We start from the raw sequence: 18616 nt of genomic DNA on the forward strand, positions 1-18616 counted from the left end.
TTAGGGAAATAGCAGGGATGGGTTACATACTCAGAAGAAGAAATTCCAGACGGCGCGGGCCACTGAGACTACGGTGGCGCGCACAGCCTGAATGACGGCCCGCACCGGGGCGGGAATAAGGGGAAAAGAACTGACGGTATCAAGTACCGCACCTACCGTTTCACCAAAATCGCTACGGGCCTGCTCCCGGACTACCGTTGTGCGAAAGGGATGCTGCAGTTGCGACACCACCGGGCTGCTGGCCTCACGCGGCAGGCAACGGATCATGCGCTCTGCCATCACCCGTAGTCCCCACTGCAGACGGACCGATACGGCACACACCGGATGCACGGGCTGGAACAGCTCATGCAACAGGCAGATTTTGCGGCTGATATTTTGCTTCTGCTCTGTGGATAATTGTTCTCCTCTGCTGGAGGGCTCGGCTTTGTCTGACTGGCTGATAACAAACAGCACCTTATGCCGGTATGCCTCTCCAATCACCTGACGGTAAAAATGCTCATCCACCGCCAGTGCCCGGTCATCGGCCTTAATCAGCCACAGTACCAGGTCGAGCCGGGGAAGCTGTTCGCGGTACAGCGCAGCATACTCCGTATCCCGTCGCTCAGTTTCCCCAACGCCGGGTAAATCCACCAGTGTCATATAGCGCTTTCCCACTTGCAGGCGAAAGCGTAAGGGTTCGCGTGTGCAGGCTGCAATATCACTGACCGGTGACACCTCCCCGGCAAACAGGGCATTGCACAAGCTGCTCTTGCCCGCGCCGGTTTTCCCCATAATGCCAATCACCGGCTCATAGTGAGTAAGCTGGTTTATTTGCTTCAGAATACGTTCTGATGCCCACTGTGGCAGGCCAGAAAGCGACCGTTGCAGCGACTGCAAGCCTTCAGATTTTTTCATCACTACTCCTCTGAAATGAAAACAAAAAAGGCAGAACCGTGAGGTTCTGCCTTTAATGAGGTATGTTCAGTTGAATGATATATATCTGAATATTTTTACAATGCTGATAGGCCGTTCTGTGCCAGAAGTGGACGTTTTCTAAATCGGCTTGTCATAATATATGGGGTAAGGGTCACACACTCAAAATTAATCCCAATTATTTATACTTTTTACTCCAACTCTATCATTTGTTTCAATAAAGGAATTCAATCAGGATTCTTTTTGACAAAATCGGTAAATTTCTTGACTATTTCCTTCCTTGCAGCTTTATCGGCCAAAATTTCATTAATAACATTCGGCAAGTCTTTTAAGAACTCATTTGCTCTCTGCTTACAGATTTTTCGACCATTTAGATTTTTGACGAACTTAACAATGTTGGATTCGTTAATGTCTTTAACTTCGGACTTCTTGACTTCATTGCGAAGGTAGGTCCAAAAATTATCGCTCGAAAGCTTGCTTTCGGCAGTCTGGATGTCATCAGCCAAATCATAAAAATCTGGGATAACTATATCGTATAAACTCATATACTTCATAAGACTTTCAAAATCATTACACAAAATTTTATTTAGCAATTTTATCTTTCTGAATACTGGTATTTCATCAGAAACAGCCATATCACAAACTGGCAGGAGATCTAGCATTAACATAATTGCTTCTTGTTCTATGTCTGCTTCAACTAGTTTTCCGTGAGCAACAATATTTCGTATAACAGGGAACTTGAAGGAGTAATATTCAAAATAAATGAAACCATGGATGCTATCTTTCAAAATTCTTAGCTTTTCATTGATTGATGATATATCAAGCCTTGATTCATCAATTCCTAATTCAGTGCATATGTCATGGAATATACCTTCAATTTGCATGGGAAGCATATTAACAACTGACACATAATCTTCATTCTTATAATGACTGATGATGACTGAGAGGACATCGCGCCTTTTTCCTATAATATGACTAGTTAAAAAATAACCTTCTATTTTATCGAGTGCACAGTCAAGTCCTTCAATCTCACCAGAAATGAATCCTTTTGCGAACTCATAAAATTTTTCTTTGTCATTTTTGTAGAGACTATTAATTAGAGTGTATTGAGGTAAAGGTAAATCTAGAAATTTGTTCGACATAACAGTCATTTGTTCAACATCAAATGAATCTAAATTAGAGAACATTATCCCGCGAGAATAGCTATAAGGCATTGGACCAGTAAAAAAACCCAACGTTGGTAGCAACGTATAATGATGTTGACATTTTAATAAGGCATAATCCTCCAGATCTTCTGCTAAAAACTTTAAAATTTCGTCTTTAGCCGATTGATTTTTATCTCTGTAGTACTCATATAAGTTTCTGTCATAACGCTCCTCACCATTTAACCAGCCGGATATTTTCTTTTTTTCCTCAAGCCCCTTAAGGTGAGCATTAATTAGTTTGAGTTGACTGTCGATTTTTTGCAGATCATCACTGGCGTGATAGAATAGGTCTAAAACCATATCGCGAGGTTCTTTCTCTAACCCCACATACCACTTTGCAATATATTTATAAAATTCGTTTTCATCTTCAGTCACATCCTGTATGCCAGACTCATTGATGAAGTTCAGGCGAACCTGAGAGAAATCAATTTTAAATGAATTTAACCCCAAGGTGTAATCAATAAATTGCCTTCCAATCTGCCTCAGTGTCATGCGGCTTTTATTGTGTTTTTCAAATGCATCATACGAAAGATGGTATAGTTCACCAATAGTTATTTCTTTGAGTTTTTTCTTACTCATAACCCCACCATTATATTTATTTCGTCAAATACAAAACTTAACAAAATCATATCACATTTTATGAATATTTATATAACAAATTGAAAAAACTTAATCGTATCATATCGCAACAATGTTTTCGGGATTGATTATTAGTCTATTGGAATGGAGTAATAGCTTCGAAAGAGAAGTAACCTGACGATAGGATAATATGTTATTAACTTTACAATGCACAACTAAATATACCAAAATATTGTCATGACTTAAGTTGCATCATGACCATCCCTGCTGACAGATGCAAATTTTTCGTTGTAATGTCATCATTGTGAATAAGCATCAAAAAGTTGAATGTCTTTTCTTCGCTCATAAGGGACAACCATACTCAAATCTCCCACATTGCAGGAGATTTGAGTATGAACACGTCACCGTGGAACAAAGACCGTATCATCGGCCAAAAAAGACCACTTCAGATATCTCATATTTGGGATATCCGAATCCGGCTTGAACTGGAAGGTAAAACGCGCGATTTAGCTCTGTTCAATATGGCCCTGGACAGTAAGCTTCGAGGCTGTGATCTGGTCAAACTCAAAGTATCTGATGTTGCATATGGTAGCTATGTTTCAAGCAGAGCAACGGTGTTGCAACAGAAAACCGGTAGCCCTGTGCAATTTGAGATAACCAAAGGGACAAGAGAAGCTGTTGCTTCATTGATAAAGCTTGGCAATTTGCATAGTAAAGACTTCTTGTTTCGGTCTCGGGTCGGAACTAATCAGCACATTTCAACCCGGCAATACAACCGAATCTTCCATGGGTGGGTAGAAAAGCTTGGTCTCGAAGATTCGCTTTACAGCACACATTCCATGAGAAGAACAAAACCTTACCTGATCTACAAGAAAACCAAGAACCTCTAGGTGATCCAAACCCTGTTGGGCCATCAGAAACTGGAAAGCACAGTCCGTTATCTGGGCATTGAAGTCTGAGGTTATCAGGGCTGCAACAGCAGCTCTGTGCCAATAGCGGACGCGGAACACCTCTGTTCGGATGCCAAAATTTAATAAACCACTTCAACCAGCCTGAACGGGGAAGTAGGTTGGCAAGAACATTATCGTGACAAGGATTATGTCTTCCTTGGCCGGAATCCTCTCCGGATGGTCAGACAGACCGCGCCGCCGTAAAAACAGCATCTACCGCCTCAACCGCGGCCACGGTGCTCGCTATAGTGCGTACACTGCCTGCCCCCCAAGCGCTGGGTGCGGCCGTTCTGCAACCTCGGATTTAATATCTCAGGAAATTCATCGTTGTATCAGGAGATACAGACCATGCCGTTTGACTGGAAAGATCTTATCACACCCGTCGTGACCGTCACTGCGGTCTGGCTCGGGGCCAGAATCGCATTAAGCAATGATATGCGTAAAAAAGTGATGGATCTGGAAACTACAAGGCTAGAACGGCTAGCACTTGAGTGCGACAGTAGTTTGAATAATCTGCACAAGTACTGCAGTCGGATCGAGAAAATTCTTGAGGATCTATCCGGAGGATATACCAAGAGAATCACCTTGGCGGACGTGACGCAATGTCTGAAAAAATCAGCGGACGCAGGAACCGTAATCGATATCAAATCAGCACAACAGTTTCAGAATACGCTGGAGCTTCACCGTCAGGCCGATTTTGAGGAATGGAAAGCGCTCATCCTTCCATTGCTGGTACACATCAACATAGTACTTGCCTCCCCATCGCTGTCTACCGATGACTGTACGGAAGAGCTAAGCCGTCTGTACTGGAGATCTGAACAGGTAAAAAGTTATAATGAAGCACTGGCTGTGCTGGCTGGTCCGCTGCCTAGTTACCGGCAACAGCTGTTTAAGCGCATCGGCTATGATTACCAAGCATTACTGCACCCCGCTCCCCTGAATGTATGGGTGATTACACGCAAAGTCTGCCACTCGATCCGGGATTTCGTCAAATACAGCCCGTCAGCGTCGCGAAACAATATGCGGCAATGATATCACTTTAGCTGGTAGCGTTTCACTCATGGCCTGCCTGCAATATGACGGTACCGCATGGTTATTTCCCGAAGTATGACCCTGGTGCTCCGGGGGAATTTGCTCCCTATATAAAAGTCAAGTAATCGGTGGTGGTTGATACATCGATGAATAAGCCACAACTGCGAAGTGTTCTGACCATAACTGGCGGTCCGTCCAGTTATGGTCTGAGGGGGGCGAACCTCCTCAGAGTGCCAGAAGCGGACATTGCTTACATCATTGTAAGTTTGTTTATGAAAAAATCACAGCGACCAAATGCCAAAAAAACACGAAATCAGTGATTTGTTAATTACTTAGCTCATGCTATATAAGTTCACAAGCTTACTATAAGGTAGTATTATCATTCTAAATTAAGCAAGCGGTTTTAGGGCCTGGAGACATGAGTCAAGTATCACTTAGTGTTAAAAATGTTGTCTAATTATAACATCGAATTTTTTGATGATTATAATTTCATTGTTTGAATAGGGTAAACGGTTATTAATTGATAGTTACATATTGTCGATAAGTTTAAATAAAGAGTGCATAACATGAGTAAAGACTGGCAAATATTAAAGAAATCCTTTTCCTATCCATTCGATGCGATAAGAAAAAACAAAAGAGAGTTTTTTATTTGGATCGTTTTTACAGTTATTTGCGGGCAAATGGGGATTATTGCAAATATAATCATAAGATATTATTCACATTCAATACCACTAGATCAATCTATTTACATAGAAGGTTCGTCAGGGAGTTTTTACACATTTTCCATTGCATTAATAGCTTCTGCCCTTGGGCCTATGTTTGTAACTTTTTTTAGTTCAAAACTTGAATTTAAAACAATAAAAATCATATCAATAATATTATTGATAATTTTATTGCAATTATCAGGAATAATATACGCTGCCACGCAATCAAAGGATTTAATCCTACCAAATTCTAATGATTTAACATTCGGTCTAACTCAACCTATAATTTATGTTATTTCTATAGTCTTAGTAGGCTATACATTTGGCGTATTAAAACTTAACGCTACTGCACATACAGATATAGATGATGAAAGTTATATAGAAAAAGAAGATGCAACAGTTATAGATCAGACAATGGCAACCAATGAAGTAACTGATGATGGTAAAGGAGTTATGATATGAAGTTGAAATATATTGAAGTTAATCAACCAATCGGTACTTTCTATTTAACATCAATAAGAGCCATTGACTTGCTCGATATAGTTAGAGTTGATCGTCGTAGAGATTTCGAGTTTGGTGTGCAAAGGGATATTTCATCATCAAGAGTTTCAGAAATCGCAAAGTACACTAGTGAGCCAGATGCGACTTTTCCAACGCCGATCATAATTTCCGTCGATGATTCATCCAATTTAAAAATGGATGATACCTATTTTTACTTTGAGTCTGAAGTGGTTATAGGTGATGTTATCGATGGTCAGCACAGATTATGGGGAATTAAAAATTCCTCTAATGCTAAACTTTTTGATCTACCTGTTGTTTTAATGTTTGATCTTACTGATGAAGAAAAAGCCTATGTTTTCTCAATTATTAATAGTAAACAAACTCGTGTAAATCCATCAATTGTATATGATTTATTTTCGCTTGCAGAACGCAGGAGTCCCCAGAAAACATGCCACGAAATCGCGAGAGGAATAAACAGTAATCCTGATTCCCCTTTTTATAAAAAGCTAAAAATGCTTGGAAAAAAGGAAATAAACCAAGATAATGCATCATTATCACAAAGCACTTTCATTAAATATCTTATCCAACATATTTCAAAAAAACCTGATGATGATGCAAGAATGTTAAAAATGGATCTGCCATTAACACCAAATGATCAGTGTATATTCCGCGATTATTTTATCGAAGAAAATGACGCTGTAATTCAAAAAATAATATTGAATTATTTTAATGCTATTAGCAATGTCTATCCAGTTGAGTGGAGTACACCAAGGGAATATTATTTAAGTAAACTCACAGGGTATGCAGCATTAATGAAAGCCTTCCCTGTAATATATTTAAAGGGCATTAAAGAAAAAACATTGAATTATGACTTTATGCTGAGTGAAGTAAGTAAAATAAAAAGAAATCTTGCAGCGAGAGGTATTAATTTTAAAGCGGGTGAATTTGGTACTAATGAATCTGAAATAAATAAGCTTGCGAAAAATATCATTGATTCATGTAGTTAAGCAAGTTACGTGGGCGGGGGAGTTTTTTTCTCCCCCGAACTGTTATTCTCGAATGCAAATCAAAAACTGCCAAGATTTGTAATTTATTGAAATTAATAAAATATTTTAATAAAAGAGAGTTAGCTTGTGATACATCAGATTAGTTGTGCTGTACGATAGAAAATGAGAGAACTCAAGTCCGCATTGTGAATGGTTTTTGAGCTGAAAACATCGCTAAGACCATGAAAAGTATTGGAGAAGCAGATTTTAATGTCCGTTCCTCGCTCAGAGCGGACCTTCTGCTCAGTGAGTTAGTCCGCTCCGTGCCAGAAGCGGAAGTAGCCTGCCTGACAATATGGGAATCACACTGCCTGCGAAACGAGCACTTGGCAGTACACTCAAAACCAGAGTAAATAATCCGCGACTACTGAAGAGATAAGCATGTCTGCCAGGGAATTATCCAAAATGGGCGCTGCGAAAGTGGCGCTAAAACAAGTAACTGCGGCCATTCTGTTATAGGAAAAGGGCTCGTTGGAGAGGTGGAGTACTGTTTTTATCACGACACCGCGGCGACGCTTAATCCGGCAGGTATTGCAACCTCCAAAGCTGTTGTTCGCGGATGTTTCAGAAGTGCAATGATGTTTTGTTTCGTTACCACATCTTGATCTCTGGCGACAGCAATGCGGGTAATTGGGAGAAGAAGGGAGAATGGCGATTTGGTGCTTTTCGATTGGGAGATATTCGGGAAAGGCAGTCCCGCTAAAGACCTGGCCTCTCTGATAAAAGGGATGGGAACCCGACAAATGTTTATTGATATTGCTGAGCGCTATTGCCAGCTATCGGGTCATCATGATTTTCATAGCCTGGTGAGAGAGATTGTTATTGCCAAAGCCTAGATCGTCACCGAAGTGATTGTGCTACTTTATGAGCGGCCAAACAACCGCCTTTCCCTTATATCTCAACTGGTACAGGGAGCACCTTCCAGGCCAATATGTTATGAATGATTAAGAAGCGTTAAAGGATGCGGCCCGTTATAAACAAAGATACGCCAGCGTAAGATTATTTCCCGGGCGCTTAGTCAGCCAGCCATCGTCCCGGGATGATTTAAATCATTCTCGACATTTTATTTCTGATTTTCGTTGGTCAGATTTTTATTTATCGATTAAACGGGCGTTAAGATTCCGATAAAGAACTTTCATTTTTCGGACATTCTCTTCATCGTAAGCCATCAGCACATCAGGTGTTAACAGCTGATGAGTAATGAAGACTAAATATTTAACCCCTTCGATGTTTACAAATTCAACATCTTTACTGAGGTAACCGCTGTACTCTTTCGTCTTAACGGCGTCACTGACGACTTCCACATCACCCGGTGAAGACTGCCAGGCCAGGAAACGATCAAATAATGCATCCCATGCAGGCAAAAGCGTCTTATTAGTATATCCGTGGTAGCCCATGCCGCTTCCTAAGTCGACCGCCAGTCTGGCATATTCTGGCGGATCCTCAACCCTGATAAGGGTTTGTCCACGATTAGGGTATTTTATCGTGCGATCTTTTGTCACACTGATATATTGAAAATCAGTACGGTAAAAATCAAAGGGTTCAATGCGCAAGCTTTTATATACAGAATGACAGCCAGTGACCAAAGCAGAAATGAGTAACATTCCAATTAAAAACGTTATTTTTTTCATGTTAAAATCCCTTGTAGTACGAATATCTTCCTTCAGGCCGACGGTAAACACTGAAGCTGATACATGATAAACTCCCCCAGTTTAAACGGGGTTAAGTCTATTTATCGGAAAACCGGCTGCTTTCTTTAGCAATATCAACATCCAATTGGGCAGGGCAGACATATCGCAATTCGCGTTACGTCTAAAAGCCTGATCCAATGAAATCTTTGTTTGGTCATTCACCTGGTCAGGGCAATTCCTCTCAGAAAAGCGTCAGCTTTCGTCTGGCGAAAACGTTATCTCCTCGCTCAAAGCAACCTGTCCGCTTGCCCATCATTTTTGTCGGCGATGGTCAGGTGAATAGGCAGACAAGCGAATGCAAATCCTCAAACGGCATCTCAATCAGGGTACTGGTAGCGAACCTAGAGCAGAGCGACCCGCGAAATGGGGATGCCAACTTGCTTAAGCTTCATTATGATAAATTGACCGTTTCAGGTAATTGAAAACATCAACACTGGTGCTTAAGAATGGCTATTAGATGTTTGACTAGGGGGGCCATGAGCAGGTTCAAGGATTTTATGAATAGTGATGCTGGCGCTCGCGCCCACTATGAGAAACGCAAACGGCAGCGCGTGTATATCTACATTGACAATATTGAGCCGTAATCAAAGAAAATGCCCGAAGCCGAACGGGATAAATTCCAAGAAGCGTTAGCCGAACAGCTAACCACTTTGAAACGAGCTACATTCACAGGCGACGTTGCACTGAAAATTGATCTTGCGACGACAAGTAAGAGCGCGCCGCAAGCACACACCATCGCTTAGAACTTGTTGGATCTCCTCGGTGTACGCCGCTCGAATGTGAAATGGCCACGCCGACACCTCTTGTATAAAGATGACCGACAAATTCAGGCACTCTCCGTTTGTTGTAGCCACGGAGAAACCTCTCCTGCTATCAGCCTTCAGGGTAAGCTCAGGATTAGCGGTGCTATTATTTCAGTGTGAATTTATATTGTGTATCAGTTCAGATAATTCCTATGCAACTCGTAATATTAAAGTTGCTGACCTGCCCCCAGTATTAGATACAACCATCAGTTAGTAATGTCGGTTTGTTTACCTTCACATTTCCCATTCCGCCACCGTGCTGCAAACTCTGATGGCGTCTGATAATTCAGTGCTGAATGTGGACGACACTCGTTATAATCCTGCCGCCAGTCATTAATGATTTTCCTGGCGTGAACGATATCGCTGAACCAGTGCTCATTCAGACATTCATCGCGAAATCGTCCGTTAAAGCTCTCAATAAATCCGTTCTGCGTTGGCTTGCCCGGATGGATTAAGCGTAACTCAACACCATGCTCAAAGGCCCATTGATCCAGTGCGCGGCAGGTGAACTCCGGCCCCTGGTCAGTTCTTATCGTCGCCGGATAGCCTCGAAACAGAGCTATGCTGTCCAGAATACGCGTTGAACGCCTGAAATCCCGAATGCGATGGTAATTGTCAGACACTCCTTAGTGAAGTCGTCCACACAGGTCAGGCACTTGATCCTGCGACCGGTGGCGAGCGCGTCCATGACAAAATCCATCGACCAGGTCAGGTTCGGCGCCGCCGGGCGGAGCAGCGGCAGACGTTCTGTTGCCAGCCCTTTACGACGTCGTCTGCGTTTTACGCCCAGCCCGCTCAGATGATAAAGGCGGTACACGTGCTTGTGATTAACATGAAGGCCTTCACGGCGCAGTAACTGCCAGATGCGGCGGTAGCCAAAACGCCAGCGCTCCAGTGCCAGCTCAGTGATGCGCCCTGATAAATGCGCATCAACCGCCGGACGCTGAACCTCATAGCGGCAGGTCGACAGGGACAAACCTGTAAGCCTGCAGGCACGACGTTGCGACAGACCGGTCGCATCACACATAAACTCAACGGCTTCCTGCTTCTGGTCTGTCGTCAGTACTTTCGCCCCAGAGCCACCTGAAGTGCCTCCTTATCCAGCATGGCTTCGGCAAGCAACTTCTTGAGTCTGGCGTTCTCTTCCTCAAGCGACTTCAGGCGCTTAACCTCGGGCACCTCCATACCGCCATACTTCTTGCGCCAGGTATAAAAGGTGGCGTCGGAAATGGCGTGCTTGCGGCAGAGCTCACGGGCAGAAACCCCGGCTTCAGCCTCACGGAGGATACTGATGATCTGTTCGTCGGAAAAACGCTTCTTCATGGGGATGTCCTCATGTGGCTTATGAAGACATTACTAACATCGCGGTGTATTAATCAACGGGGAGCAGGTCAGTATCATCGTAACTACTAACCCCTAAATGTATGTCCTGCTCTCTGAAGGCTGCTACAGCTGCTACATGTAGCAGGTTGTAGCAGGGTTCCGAGGTACATTATCGAATTTTTTACCGAGAAATGTGTCAATTATGTTAATTGACTGGGTGAGGATAAATACCTCACCCAGAGTGCTTTTAACAGGCTAATCCGCCTAAGCGTGGACACTGGCTTGCGCCAAAGTTGCGGTAACCGCTGTGGACATCCTTAGTTCTGGTTTTGGCTAAGTACGCCAGTCGAATCAGGAAATCCCAGTAGACTGGGCTACGATCCAAAGCATCGAATCTGCTAAACCTGTAAACAGCATTTGGTGGGAATTCAGCTAATGTTGAGTAATCTTCGTGAGCAAGCCCTATAGCACTGCACCAGGCTTTCTGTATTCGGGTTGCCATATTTTTAGCATTGAGTTCTTGGTAATTGCCCAAGTATCCATACACATCTGCATTAAACAACAACATCAGGTGGTAATGGGGATGCTCGCTTGTGTCACGTTCTCTGCACCATCCATAAGATAGCAACGTTGGGTTACCCGGTCTCCCGGACCGGTTATGATCTGCGCGTAGCTGGCTTTTCAGTGACTCGAAGGAGCGAGTTATTGCCTGTGCATCATCGCGCTGGAAGCACAGGGGTAGATCAGGTTCTCCCGGTACATGAGACTGGGCAAATCTCAGATCAGTACGAATACCTAGTATTCGGTTATTCTGCTCCAAAGTGCCGTAGACCATGTTAAGTAGTGGGTTGAGAATATTGAGGTCAATGGGTGATCTATACTTTCTGGAGGCTATTTCTACCAAGTCATCGGTTTCTTCGTTGGTAAGTGAATATTGTGATTCCATAATAATCCTTAAGTATGTAAATAATAATCTTTGGATAATGGGTAGCGTGAGGGCTACCCATGTGATAGCGGATATAACCCCTGTAGGGGAATGCAGGTATAGGGTTAGATCATTGATGAAGGTATATTACATATACCACGTAAACTCATGAATTGTTCTCCACAATAATTTAAACAAAAGCCGCAGTGTTGCTGACATTAACGTCAAAACATTAATTAGATAAAAAATAAAACTACTCTGAAGTTATTTAGGTATAGGGAGCTTATTCATTACAACTGATCCCGAGTTTATTAAAGGAATATTGGTCTTCTCGGCTAGTTCTTTAGGTTCCATTATTGAACCAATAAATTTTACATAATTAATTCCATTCCTTTCGAATAATTGCACCACTCCTTCAGATTCAAGCTGTTCTAAAGTAGGTATCAGGTTTTCTGAACTTCTGATCGAATATGGACCTTTTTTAATGAGGTCATTCCTTTTGTAGTCGTAAGAACCATTACTAACAAGATTATCCTCAAGGTACCATTTTAATTTTTCAGCCCTTGTAGGCTCTCGGGTAGAATCAACCTTAATGATTGAATGATTAAGAATCCATTGCATTAATTTAGATGCTGACATAAAAGTATCCTTAGTAATTATCGATGAGTCTGGTGTAATAAACATTTGCATTACTGCTGCGATTCTTGTTGTTTGTTCCATAAATCTGGCACCAAAATCATCATAGTAGTGCAGACTCTCTCCTAGTTTCATAAGCTCTGTAATTCTTTGGCTTTGTGTATCCCATACAGCCTGTGCTTCTACAGATAAAGTAATACAGATACGTTCTTCATTTTTTTCTCTACGCTCTATCCCGTCTTGCAAATGCTTAACGAGAATAGAGAAAAAACCATCAAGTCCTGGTTCATCAGACCATGAACACGCTTCAGGGATGTCACATAGTTCAGGGAGTTGCTCCAGATCAATCAATAATAAACGGGCTAAGAATCCTGAGTTTCTTAATTTTTTCCCCTGCTTACTTATAAAGTCGTTAAATAATTCAGGCTGTAACAACAGCAATACGGTCAGCCGGACATCATCAACATCGTAGCTGTCACGAGATGCTCTGCTGTCAGAGATCCTCCCTTCTCCCCAAAGAGAGTTGAGAACTGATATATTGCGAAAAAGATTGCTGTCAAACACCCCTCCAGCTTCATCAGAACCGAGCATCAATGATGGAGAACCCAGTGCTAATGCCTTTCTAAGTCCCTCACTTGTCGAATCGTTTTTTGTAAGATACTTTCTTTCTGGAGCTGATGGTTTTCTTCTTTGGCACTCCTCCAACGCCTCAAGTGCTTCAGTTACATCAGCCTTCTGACGAACAGCTTTGCCAAATTGTTTTTTAAGCTCCTTTAGCTCGGTTTCCCAGGATACTAGTTTAAGCTTATGAATTTTCTCTTTTAACAGAAAATCATTTCGCAGCTCTTTTTCCAGTTGATAAATTATCCCCATCAATAGCCTGAATACCGTTGATTTCCTGCTACCTGAGCGTGCCAATAGCATGAGATAAAGTGATGTAAAGGTTCTCCCATTTTTAAGCTGAACATCAAATTTGTCCTGGCAGGCAAGTGCCATTACCCCAAGTAGCACTATTAAAATAAGTTCAGCGGCGGCTCCTGTTTTATAATGTATGTAGCTTATTAACCGTTGTGCAAAAGTGGGAAGTGTCTGGAATTTTAGTCCAAGTTCTTTATTTTGTGTTGAGCTGTTTTTTTTAGACATACATCCTATCTAACTCCTCTTTAGAATTAATTAATGAGACTACGATGTAACAACCACTCATCAATTTCTGATTCAAGCCATCCAACAGATTGTGTTCCAAGCTTTCTTTTCTTAGGAAAAGTTGGATCATAACGTGGTGACCTCGGGTTCAGCCAGTCGTAGATTGTGGCTCGTGAGATACCTGTTTTATGGATAACAGCAGGTAAGCGGAGTATCCTGACTGACGAGGAAGTGTTCATACTTGTTTGCCTCTTGTTAGTTCAGTTTGGTTGCTGCAAAGAATAGCTGCAAGGATTCATCAAAAAAATACGGCTAGCAGAACTTTATTTTTAACGTGTTTAACTTGTTGATATTGTGGGGTTAAATGTTTTCTATTAAAGATTTTTGTGAAGAAATTAGACGAAAACGTAGTGATCTTACCCGTGGAATGAATGACTGTGGGTGGTGTATGTATGCTGGCATGTTGGATGAAGAGCATGCAGATATGCAGGCTGAGATGACTATGATGAAGGAAAAGGTATGGAACTCTAAAAAGTTTGGTCCCGGGATATTGTTATATTCGCCTTCTTATTTAAAAGAGCATGGATACACTGAATCTCATAAGGGCTTTCCGAGGGAAGAGGAAAGCATAAAGTTAGATAACCTTCTTAGTCAGTACTGGGTTAATTTGCAGGCTCGTATTATTTGCGAAGAAGTCGCTGTTAATATTCCTGAGTATCCCTCAATAGATGAAATATTTAAACTACAACTTAGATATGCTCTTAAGTGCTATAAGTTGGGTCGATTAATTATGTCAGATAGTGAGGATGTTGCATTTGAAGCATTTAAAAAAGCATCTGAGTTATTTGATAAAAGCATGGGGATGGTTTGGTATAAGATCTCTATAGATAAACAAACTAAACTTTTATCTACCAAGAATAGATCAGGAAGAAAAGGTGGGGTAAAAAAATCTGAAATGTATCGACCTATTCAGGAAAAACTGGTGGAACTTATAAATGATTTGGCTCCTGAAGAGGGATGGAGAAGTAAAGTTGCAGCGGTGAATGTTCTCATTGAACCTTTGTGGCTATTTATAGAGGAGTCAAAATTGATTGTTAATAAGCACGATAAAAAATACCGAATGCCAACTACCAGTCAGGAAGCCTTAGCCGATACTATTTTAAAATCGTGGTCTACAAATGTTGAAAGTGTGAAGCAGGCTTTCGAGGACACTGTAAGCAGAAAAAAAAGAACTGGTCAGTTGTAGTAATCTTTTATGTGAATTTGGATAATAAGAATAAGCGCTCCCTATGAAGCGCTTATTCGTGTATTAGCCGACAAGCCTTATACCTCGAATGCCATCTCCAATCATATTTCCGTGATCAGCAGCCATAACGAAGTCAGCCCACCATTGCATCATTGGACGACGCTGCTCGAGGTAATCGCTGCGGTTATAAGCACGACGAACCTCATTCTTATCCACGTGGGCCAGTGCTGCCTCAATAACATCAGGTGGAAAGCCTTGTTCATTAAGGGCTGTACTGGCGATAGATCGCAGTCCGTGTGAAACGAGCACCCCACCAAAACCTGCGCGTTTTAGCGATGCGTTTACGGTCTGACTGTTCATCGGCTGGTTTGGCTTGATGCGGCTGGGAAAGATAAATTCTCGATTTCCACTTAACGGCTTCATCATCTCCAGTATCGCAATTGCTTCATCTGACAATGGAACAGTATGGTCGCGGTTCATTTTCATGCGTGCTGCAGGAATCTTCCACTCTCGCGCTTCTATGTCTACCTCTTCCCAGCGAGATTCAGCCGCTTCGGCAGGGCGGGTAATAGTAAGAAGTTGCCACATGAACAGGCCGCGTGTGGAAAGGCTAATGCTGGCTGTTCGCATTGTCTGCATCAGTTGAGGTAGCTGATCCGGTCGAATGCTTGGCATGTTCTTCTTCTGCGGCTTCTCAAAGGCCTTGCCAATGTTGACACTAGGCACCGCATCAATCAGACCTGTATTTTGGGCATAGATCATGACCTCGTTAATGCGCTGGCACAGGCGACGGACGGTTTCCAGCGCTCCTCTGGCCTGAACCGGTTGGACGGCCTGAACCAGTGTGTGAGCTTTAATATCTGTAACGCTAACGTCGCCAATCGCAGGAAAGACATCTCTTTCAAGAGAGCGCCAGATATCTTCTGCGTAGTCCTCTGTCACACTGGCTTTCTTCACATTCCACCAACGTTCAGCCACGAGTTGGAAAGTATTGGTTTTGGCTTCCAGCGAACTGCGAAGTTGTTCTTGCTGATGTTCCTGTGGATCGATTTGTTTCGCAAGGAGAGAGCGAGACTCTGCCCTGTAGCTTCTGGCATCGGCAAGGGTAACTGACGGGTAGGGGCCTATGCTCTTCTTCGCACGTTTCTTGGTAACAGGTCGAATGTAGCGAAACTGCCAGATTTTGCTGCCGCTGGATTTGATGAGTAGCTCAAGGCCATCACCATCATAGAGAACGTAGTCCGCTTCCTTGGGCTTAGCAGATTCGATTTCTTTAACGGATAGAGGTTTGGTTTGTCTTGCCATAACCGGGTTTCCATAGTTTTAGGCACCTCAAAAACAATAAAGCTTTATGAGGTGCCTAACAAGGTGCCTAAAAGGTTCGGATTTAATTAGTTGGCATCAGACTTCGCGGGACAAATTGAGGGCACAAAAAAGCCCGCAGGGCTTGCGCCGTGCGGGCTCTTAGGACTTCATCGGATGACTCTGGTAATCACCGATGGAGAATTTTGGTGGAGCTGGCGGGAGTTGAACCCGCGTCCGAAATTCCTACATACCATTTTTAGTATAGTAAAAACAGTTATTTATATTTAAAAACAGCATGTTAGTGTTTTACAGTGTTTGTCCGTTTTATGCGTTTTTAATGCTATGTCGCCAAAGTGCCGCCACTTTATCCGCCAAAGATTTCGTCGTAAACCAGAATCTCATCCATGCAAACTTCAAGTTTGTAGAAGTCTGATAGTTTATAGATGCTCAAAATTTCATCATCAATATTCCCCATAATTTCCCAACTTTTTTTGCGTCTAAGTTCCTCACTCAAATTCTCTCTATCAGAAAAGGATTGGCGCAGAGGGACATACTCAAGGGTTTTGAGGACTTGCCATGAAACTGGCGGGGTAAATTTAAACTTATCTGAAAGCACAGGACAGAAATCGTAACCTTTTATATCCTCATATCGTGCCTTTGGAGGGAGAACTACATTTATACCTTTTCTGCTATCGGTATTTGCAGGAAGCTTAGTTGAACGATATGCAATTCCAATAATATTATTATTATTAATGTCTCTACTAATCCACTGCATTAGTAAATTGGGAATGATATATTCTTGTATAAATGAAGCATCATTATGTTTCTTTAAATAATTGCAGGCGAGTATAAGTGGCCACAAAGCCAAGTAGGATAGCATTGTACTGGTTGAGTATTTTTCTATCGGTTTTGGGGCGTTTTTTCTTTTTAAAAAAAGCCTAGTTTTGTAAAGAAAGTCAGCACTCAAATTCAATAGAAGTGATTTGTCGTCTTCTTTATCAGTAATGAATGAAGATATATATAGTTTATCAAAATCTGGCTTATCCATTTCACGCCAGCATATATATAAAGATGTACCAAGATACAGGCATGGTAATCCTGCAACTGAGTATCGCTGCGCCCTAACCAGATGGCGTTGATTAAATGGAATATGGAATATATCTTTTCTTGTGGATAAGGGACGGTCGGATTTCCTGACTCTAAATAATGGCCTTTGGCTATTGCACATCTCTGTTAATGGTATGCATATATTTTTTATATGCCGTGATACAAATTGTGGCTTAAGCATTAATTCAAAACAATCGTATGCAGATTTAATATCACCTGTAAGAAAGCATTCTAAGCAATTTATGATACCATCCTGTAGCGATTGGATGACTTTTAATCTGCTTCTAACTCTGTGGGCTAATATTTTATCATTATTGGTCAGGTATTCTTTGAGGCAATCTTTAAATTTCTCGCATTTAGAGTGAAAATCGCTGATAAGATCATTGTTTTTTCCGACTTCAATTGGTGGTCGAATTGATGATTTTCTTAAAATATTATCAAATAATTTTTCTAATTCTATGTTGATATTATTCTCTGTAATCATTGGGAATTACCTTAAATTAGCTAAAGGATTTTTTGAAACTGCATCTTCTAAGTGTTCTGGAGAAAAATGGGCGTAAATCATCGTCATTTTTATATCGGCATGGCCCAGAATATCGCGCAGTACCAGTATGTTTCCGCCATTCATCATAAAATGGCTGGCGAATGTATGACGCAGCACGTGAGTGCATTGGCCCTCTGGTAGCTCGATGCCAGCTCGTTTTACTGCTCGTTCAAAGGCTTTTCTGCACGGGGTGAATAGCTTCCCTCTGTTCTTGGGGAGTTCGTCATACAGATCCTGAGATATCGGCACGGTACGGTTTTTCTTGCCCTTGGTCTTGGTATAGGTGATTCGGTATTTCGATAACTGATGGCCCTGCAGGTTTTCGGCTTCACTCCATCGTGCGCCGGTGGCCAGGCATATTTTTGCAATCATCAGTAAGCTGGGGCTTTGAGAATCTGCGCAGGCATCTAATAGGCGCTTAATTTCTTCTGGTGTCAGGAAAGCCAGTTCGCCCTCTGCGATTTTAAATGTTGGCAGCCCGGCGAGCGGATTGGGCGCTGACCAGTGGCCCAGCTTTTTCAGGGTGCCAAAAACTGATGATAGGTTGCGCTGTTCAAGGTTTACTGTGCGGGGCTTAACGGGTGACATAAGCGCGCCATCTTCATTTCGCACTTCACCTTTTAGCCGCGCTTCGCGGTATTTCGTAAAGTCACCGGCGGTCAGTTCTGAGGCGATGGGATCACCTAGGCCATTACAGATAATTCTAAGTTTCGCCATCAGGCGTTTGGGGTCTGCAAGCGTCTGCCCGTAGAGTGAGTGCCATTGCTCTATCACTTCTGACAGATGTCGCCGATCCTCTTTTTCTCCTAGCCATGGTTTTTTGTTCACTTCATCCATGGTGAAGTTTTCGAATGCTACGGCCTCACCTTTCGTCGCAAATTGTTTGCGCACACGCTTACCGTCGCGCCCGTTCGGGTAGCACTCGCACAACCATTTTCCGTTTGGTTGCTTTCTGATGGTCATA

At 42.4% G+C, this 18616-nt stretch carries 13 protein-coding genes and 3 pseudogenes; 6 read left to right on the forward strand and 10 right to left on the reverse strand.

The window, feature by feature from the left end:
- Positions 1-30: 30 nt before the first annotated feature.
- Both P2W74_RS05465 and P2W74_RS05470 read right to left on the reverse strand, forming a co-directional pair.
- Positions 31-894 (reverse strand): GTPase family protein, encoded by an 864-nt coding sequence (locus tag P2W74_RS05465; protein WP_276294218.1) that lies wholly within the window; start codon positions 892-894, stop codon positions 31-33.
- A 245-nt stretch (positions 895-1139) separates the two neighbouring features.
- Positions 1140-2696, reverse strand: coding sequence for a hypothetical protein (locus P2W74_RS05470; protein WP_276294219.1), 1557 nt, complete (start codon positions 2694-2696; stop codon positions 1140-1142).
- Between the two features lie 392 nt (positions 2697-3088).
- Between P2W74_RS05470 and P2W74_RS05475 the strand changes: the two are divergent.
- The 5 genes and pseudogenes from P2W74_RS05475 to P2W74_RS05495 all read left to right on the forward strand — a co-directional run.
- A pseudogene (locus tag P2W74_RS05475) lies at positions 3089-3655 on the forward strand (tyrosine-type recombinase/integrase).
- A gap of 339 nt (positions 3656-3994) precedes the next feature.
- Entirely contained in the window at positions 3995-4678 is a 684-nt protein-coding gene (locus P2W74_RS05480; RefSeq protein ID WP_276294220.1) for a hypothetical protein, read from the forward strand.
- A gap of 566 nt (positions 4679-5244) precedes the next feature.
- On the forward strand, positions 5245-5844 hold the full coding sequence (locus P2W74_RS05485; protein ID WP_276294221.1) for a hypothetical protein: 600 nt from the start codon (positions 5245-5247) through the stop codon (positions 5842-5844).
- Positions 5841-6890, forward strand: a complete 1050-nt coding sequence (locus P2W74_RS05490; protein ID WP_276294222.1) for a DGQHR domain-containing protein — start codon at positions 5841-5843, stop codon at positions 6888-6890. The genes P2W74_RS05485 and P2W74_RS05490 overlap by 4 nt, the downstream gene beginning before the upstream one ends.
- A gap of 595 nt (positions 6891-7485) precedes the next feature.
- Positions 7486-7877, forward strand: a pseudogene (locus P2W74_RS05495) (phosphotransferase family protein); the annotation flags it as partial.
- 143 nt (positions 7878-8020) lie between these two features.
- Here the strand turns inward: P2W74_RS05495 and P2W74_RS05500 are convergent.
- The 5 genes and pseudogenes from P2W74_RS05500 to P2W74_RS05520 all read right to left on the reverse strand — a co-directional run bounded on the left by P2W74_RS05500 (position 8021) and on the right by P2W74_RS05520 (position 13689).
- Positions 8021-8560 carry a hypothetical protein gene (locus tag P2W74_RS05500; protein WP_276294223.1) on the reverse strand — a complete coding sequence of 180 codons (540 nt, stop codon included), beginning with the start codon at positions 8558-8560 and terminating at the stop codon, positions 8021-8023.
- Between the two features lie 1069 nt (positions 8561-9629).
- A pseudogene (locus tag P2W74_RS05505) lies at positions 9630-10746 on the reverse strand (IS3 family transposase).
- 247 nt (positions 10747-10993) lie between these two features.
- Entirely contained in the window at positions 10994-11692 is a 699-nt protein-coding gene (locus P2W74_RS05510) for an inovirus Gp2 family protein (protein WP_276294224.1), read from the reverse strand.
- 243 nt (positions 11693-11935) lie between these two features.
- The gene (locus P2W74_RS05515; RefSeq protein ID WP_276294225.1) at positions 11936-13450 is read right to left on the reverse strand and encodes a YfjI family protein; all 1515 of its coding nucleotides are present in this window, start codon (positions 13448-13450) and stop codon (positions 11936-11938) included.
- A 26-nt stretch (positions 13451-13476) separates the two neighbouring features.
- Positions 13477-13689, reverse strand: a complete 213-nt coding sequence (locus P2W74_RS05520; RefSeq protein ID WP_032197603.1) for an AlpA family transcriptional regulator — start codon at positions 13687-13689, stop codon at positions 13477-13479.
- 125 nt (positions 13690-13814) lie between these two features.
- Between P2W74_RS05520 and P2W74_RS05525 the strand changes: the two genes are divergently transcribed.
- Positions 13815-14696, forward strand: coding sequence for a hypothetical protein (locus tag P2W74_RS05525; protein WP_276294226.1), 882 nt, complete (start codon positions 13815-13817; stop codon positions 14694-14696).
- Between the two features lie 63 nt (positions 14697-14759).
- On the opposite strand, the gene P2W74_RS05530 is transcribed toward P2W74_RS05525, so the two are convergent.
- The 3 genes from P2W74_RS05530 to P2W74_RS05540 all read right to left on the reverse strand — a co-directional run bounded on the left by P2W74_RS05530 (position 14760) and on the right by P2W74_RS05540 (position 18615).
- Complete coding sequence (locus P2W74_RS05530) at positions 14760-16001, reverse strand: integrase (protein WP_276294227.1); 1242 nt, start codon at positions 15999-16001, stop codon at positions 14760-14762.
- Between the two features lie 364 nt (positions 16002-16365).
- Positions 16366-17592, reverse strand: a complete 1227-nt coding sequence (locus P2W74_RS05535) for a hypothetical protein (RefSeq protein WP_276294228.1) — start codon at positions 17590-17592, stop codon at positions 16366-16368.
- Positions 17593-17598: 6 nt separating this feature from the next.
- Entirely contained in the window at positions 17599-18615 is a 1017-nt protein-coding gene (locus tag P2W74_RS05540; RefSeq protein ID WP_276294229.1) for a site-specific integrase, read from the reverse strand.
- Position 18616: the final 1 nt, after the last annotated feature.

It is taken from the genome of Citrobacter enshiensis (assembly GCF_029338175.1).
Classification (GTDB): domain Bacteria; phylum Pseudomonadota; class Gammaproteobacteria; order Enterobacterales; family Enterobacteriaceae; genus Citrobacter_D; species Citrobacter_D enshiensis.

Coding starts and splice junctions, on each gene's coding strand:
- P2W74_RS05465 (WP_276294218.1), bottom strand. CDS start 894: ATGAAAAAATCTGAAGGCTTGCAGTCGCTGCAACGGTCGCTTTCTGGC.
- P2W74_RS05470 (WP_276294219.1), bottom strand. CDS start 2,696: ATGAGTAAGAAAAAACTCAAAGAAATAACTATTGGTGAACTATACCAT.
- P2W74_RS05480 (WP_276294220.1), top strand. CDS start 3,995: ATGCCGTTTGACTGGAAAGATCTTATCACACCCGTCGTGACCGTCACT.
- P2W74_RS05485 (WP_276294221.1), top strand. CDS start 5,245: ATGAGTAAAGACTGGCAAATATTAAAGAAATCCTTTTCCTATCCATTC.
- P2W74_RS05490 (WP_276294222.1), top strand. CDS start 5,841: ATGAAGTTGAAATATATTGAAGTTAATCAACCAATCGGTACTTTCTAT.
- P2W74_RS05500 (WP_276294223.1), bottom strand. CDS start 8,560: ATGAAAAAAATAACGTTTTTAATTGGAATGTTACTCATTTCTGCTTTG.
- P2W74_RS05510 (WP_276294224.1), bottom strand. CDS start 11,692: ATGGAATCACAATATTCACTTACCAACGAAGAAACCGATGACTTGGTA.
- P2W74_RS05515 (WP_276294225.1), bottom strand. CDS start 13,450: ATGTCTAAAAAAAACAGCTCAACACAAAATAAAGAACTTGGACTAAAA.
- P2W74_RS05520 (WP_032197603.1), bottom strand. CDS start 13,689: ATGAACACTTCCTCGTCAGTCAGGATACTCCGCTTACCTGCTGTTATC.
- P2W74_RS05525 (WP_276294226.1), top strand. CDS start 13,815: ATGTTTTCTATTAAAGATTTTTGTGAAGAAATTAGACGAAAACGTAGT.
- P2W74_RS05530 (WP_276294227.1), bottom strand. CDS start 16,001: ATGGCAAGACAAACCAAACCTCTATCCGTTAAAGAAATCGAATCTGCT.
- P2W74_RS05535 (WP_276294228.1), bottom strand. CDS start 17,592: ATGATTACAGAGAATAATATCAACATAGAATTAGAAAAATTATTTGAT.
- P2W74_RS05540 (WP_276294229.1), bottom strand. CDS start 18,615: ATGACCATCAGAAAGCAACCAAACGGAAAATGGTTGTGCGAGTGCTAC.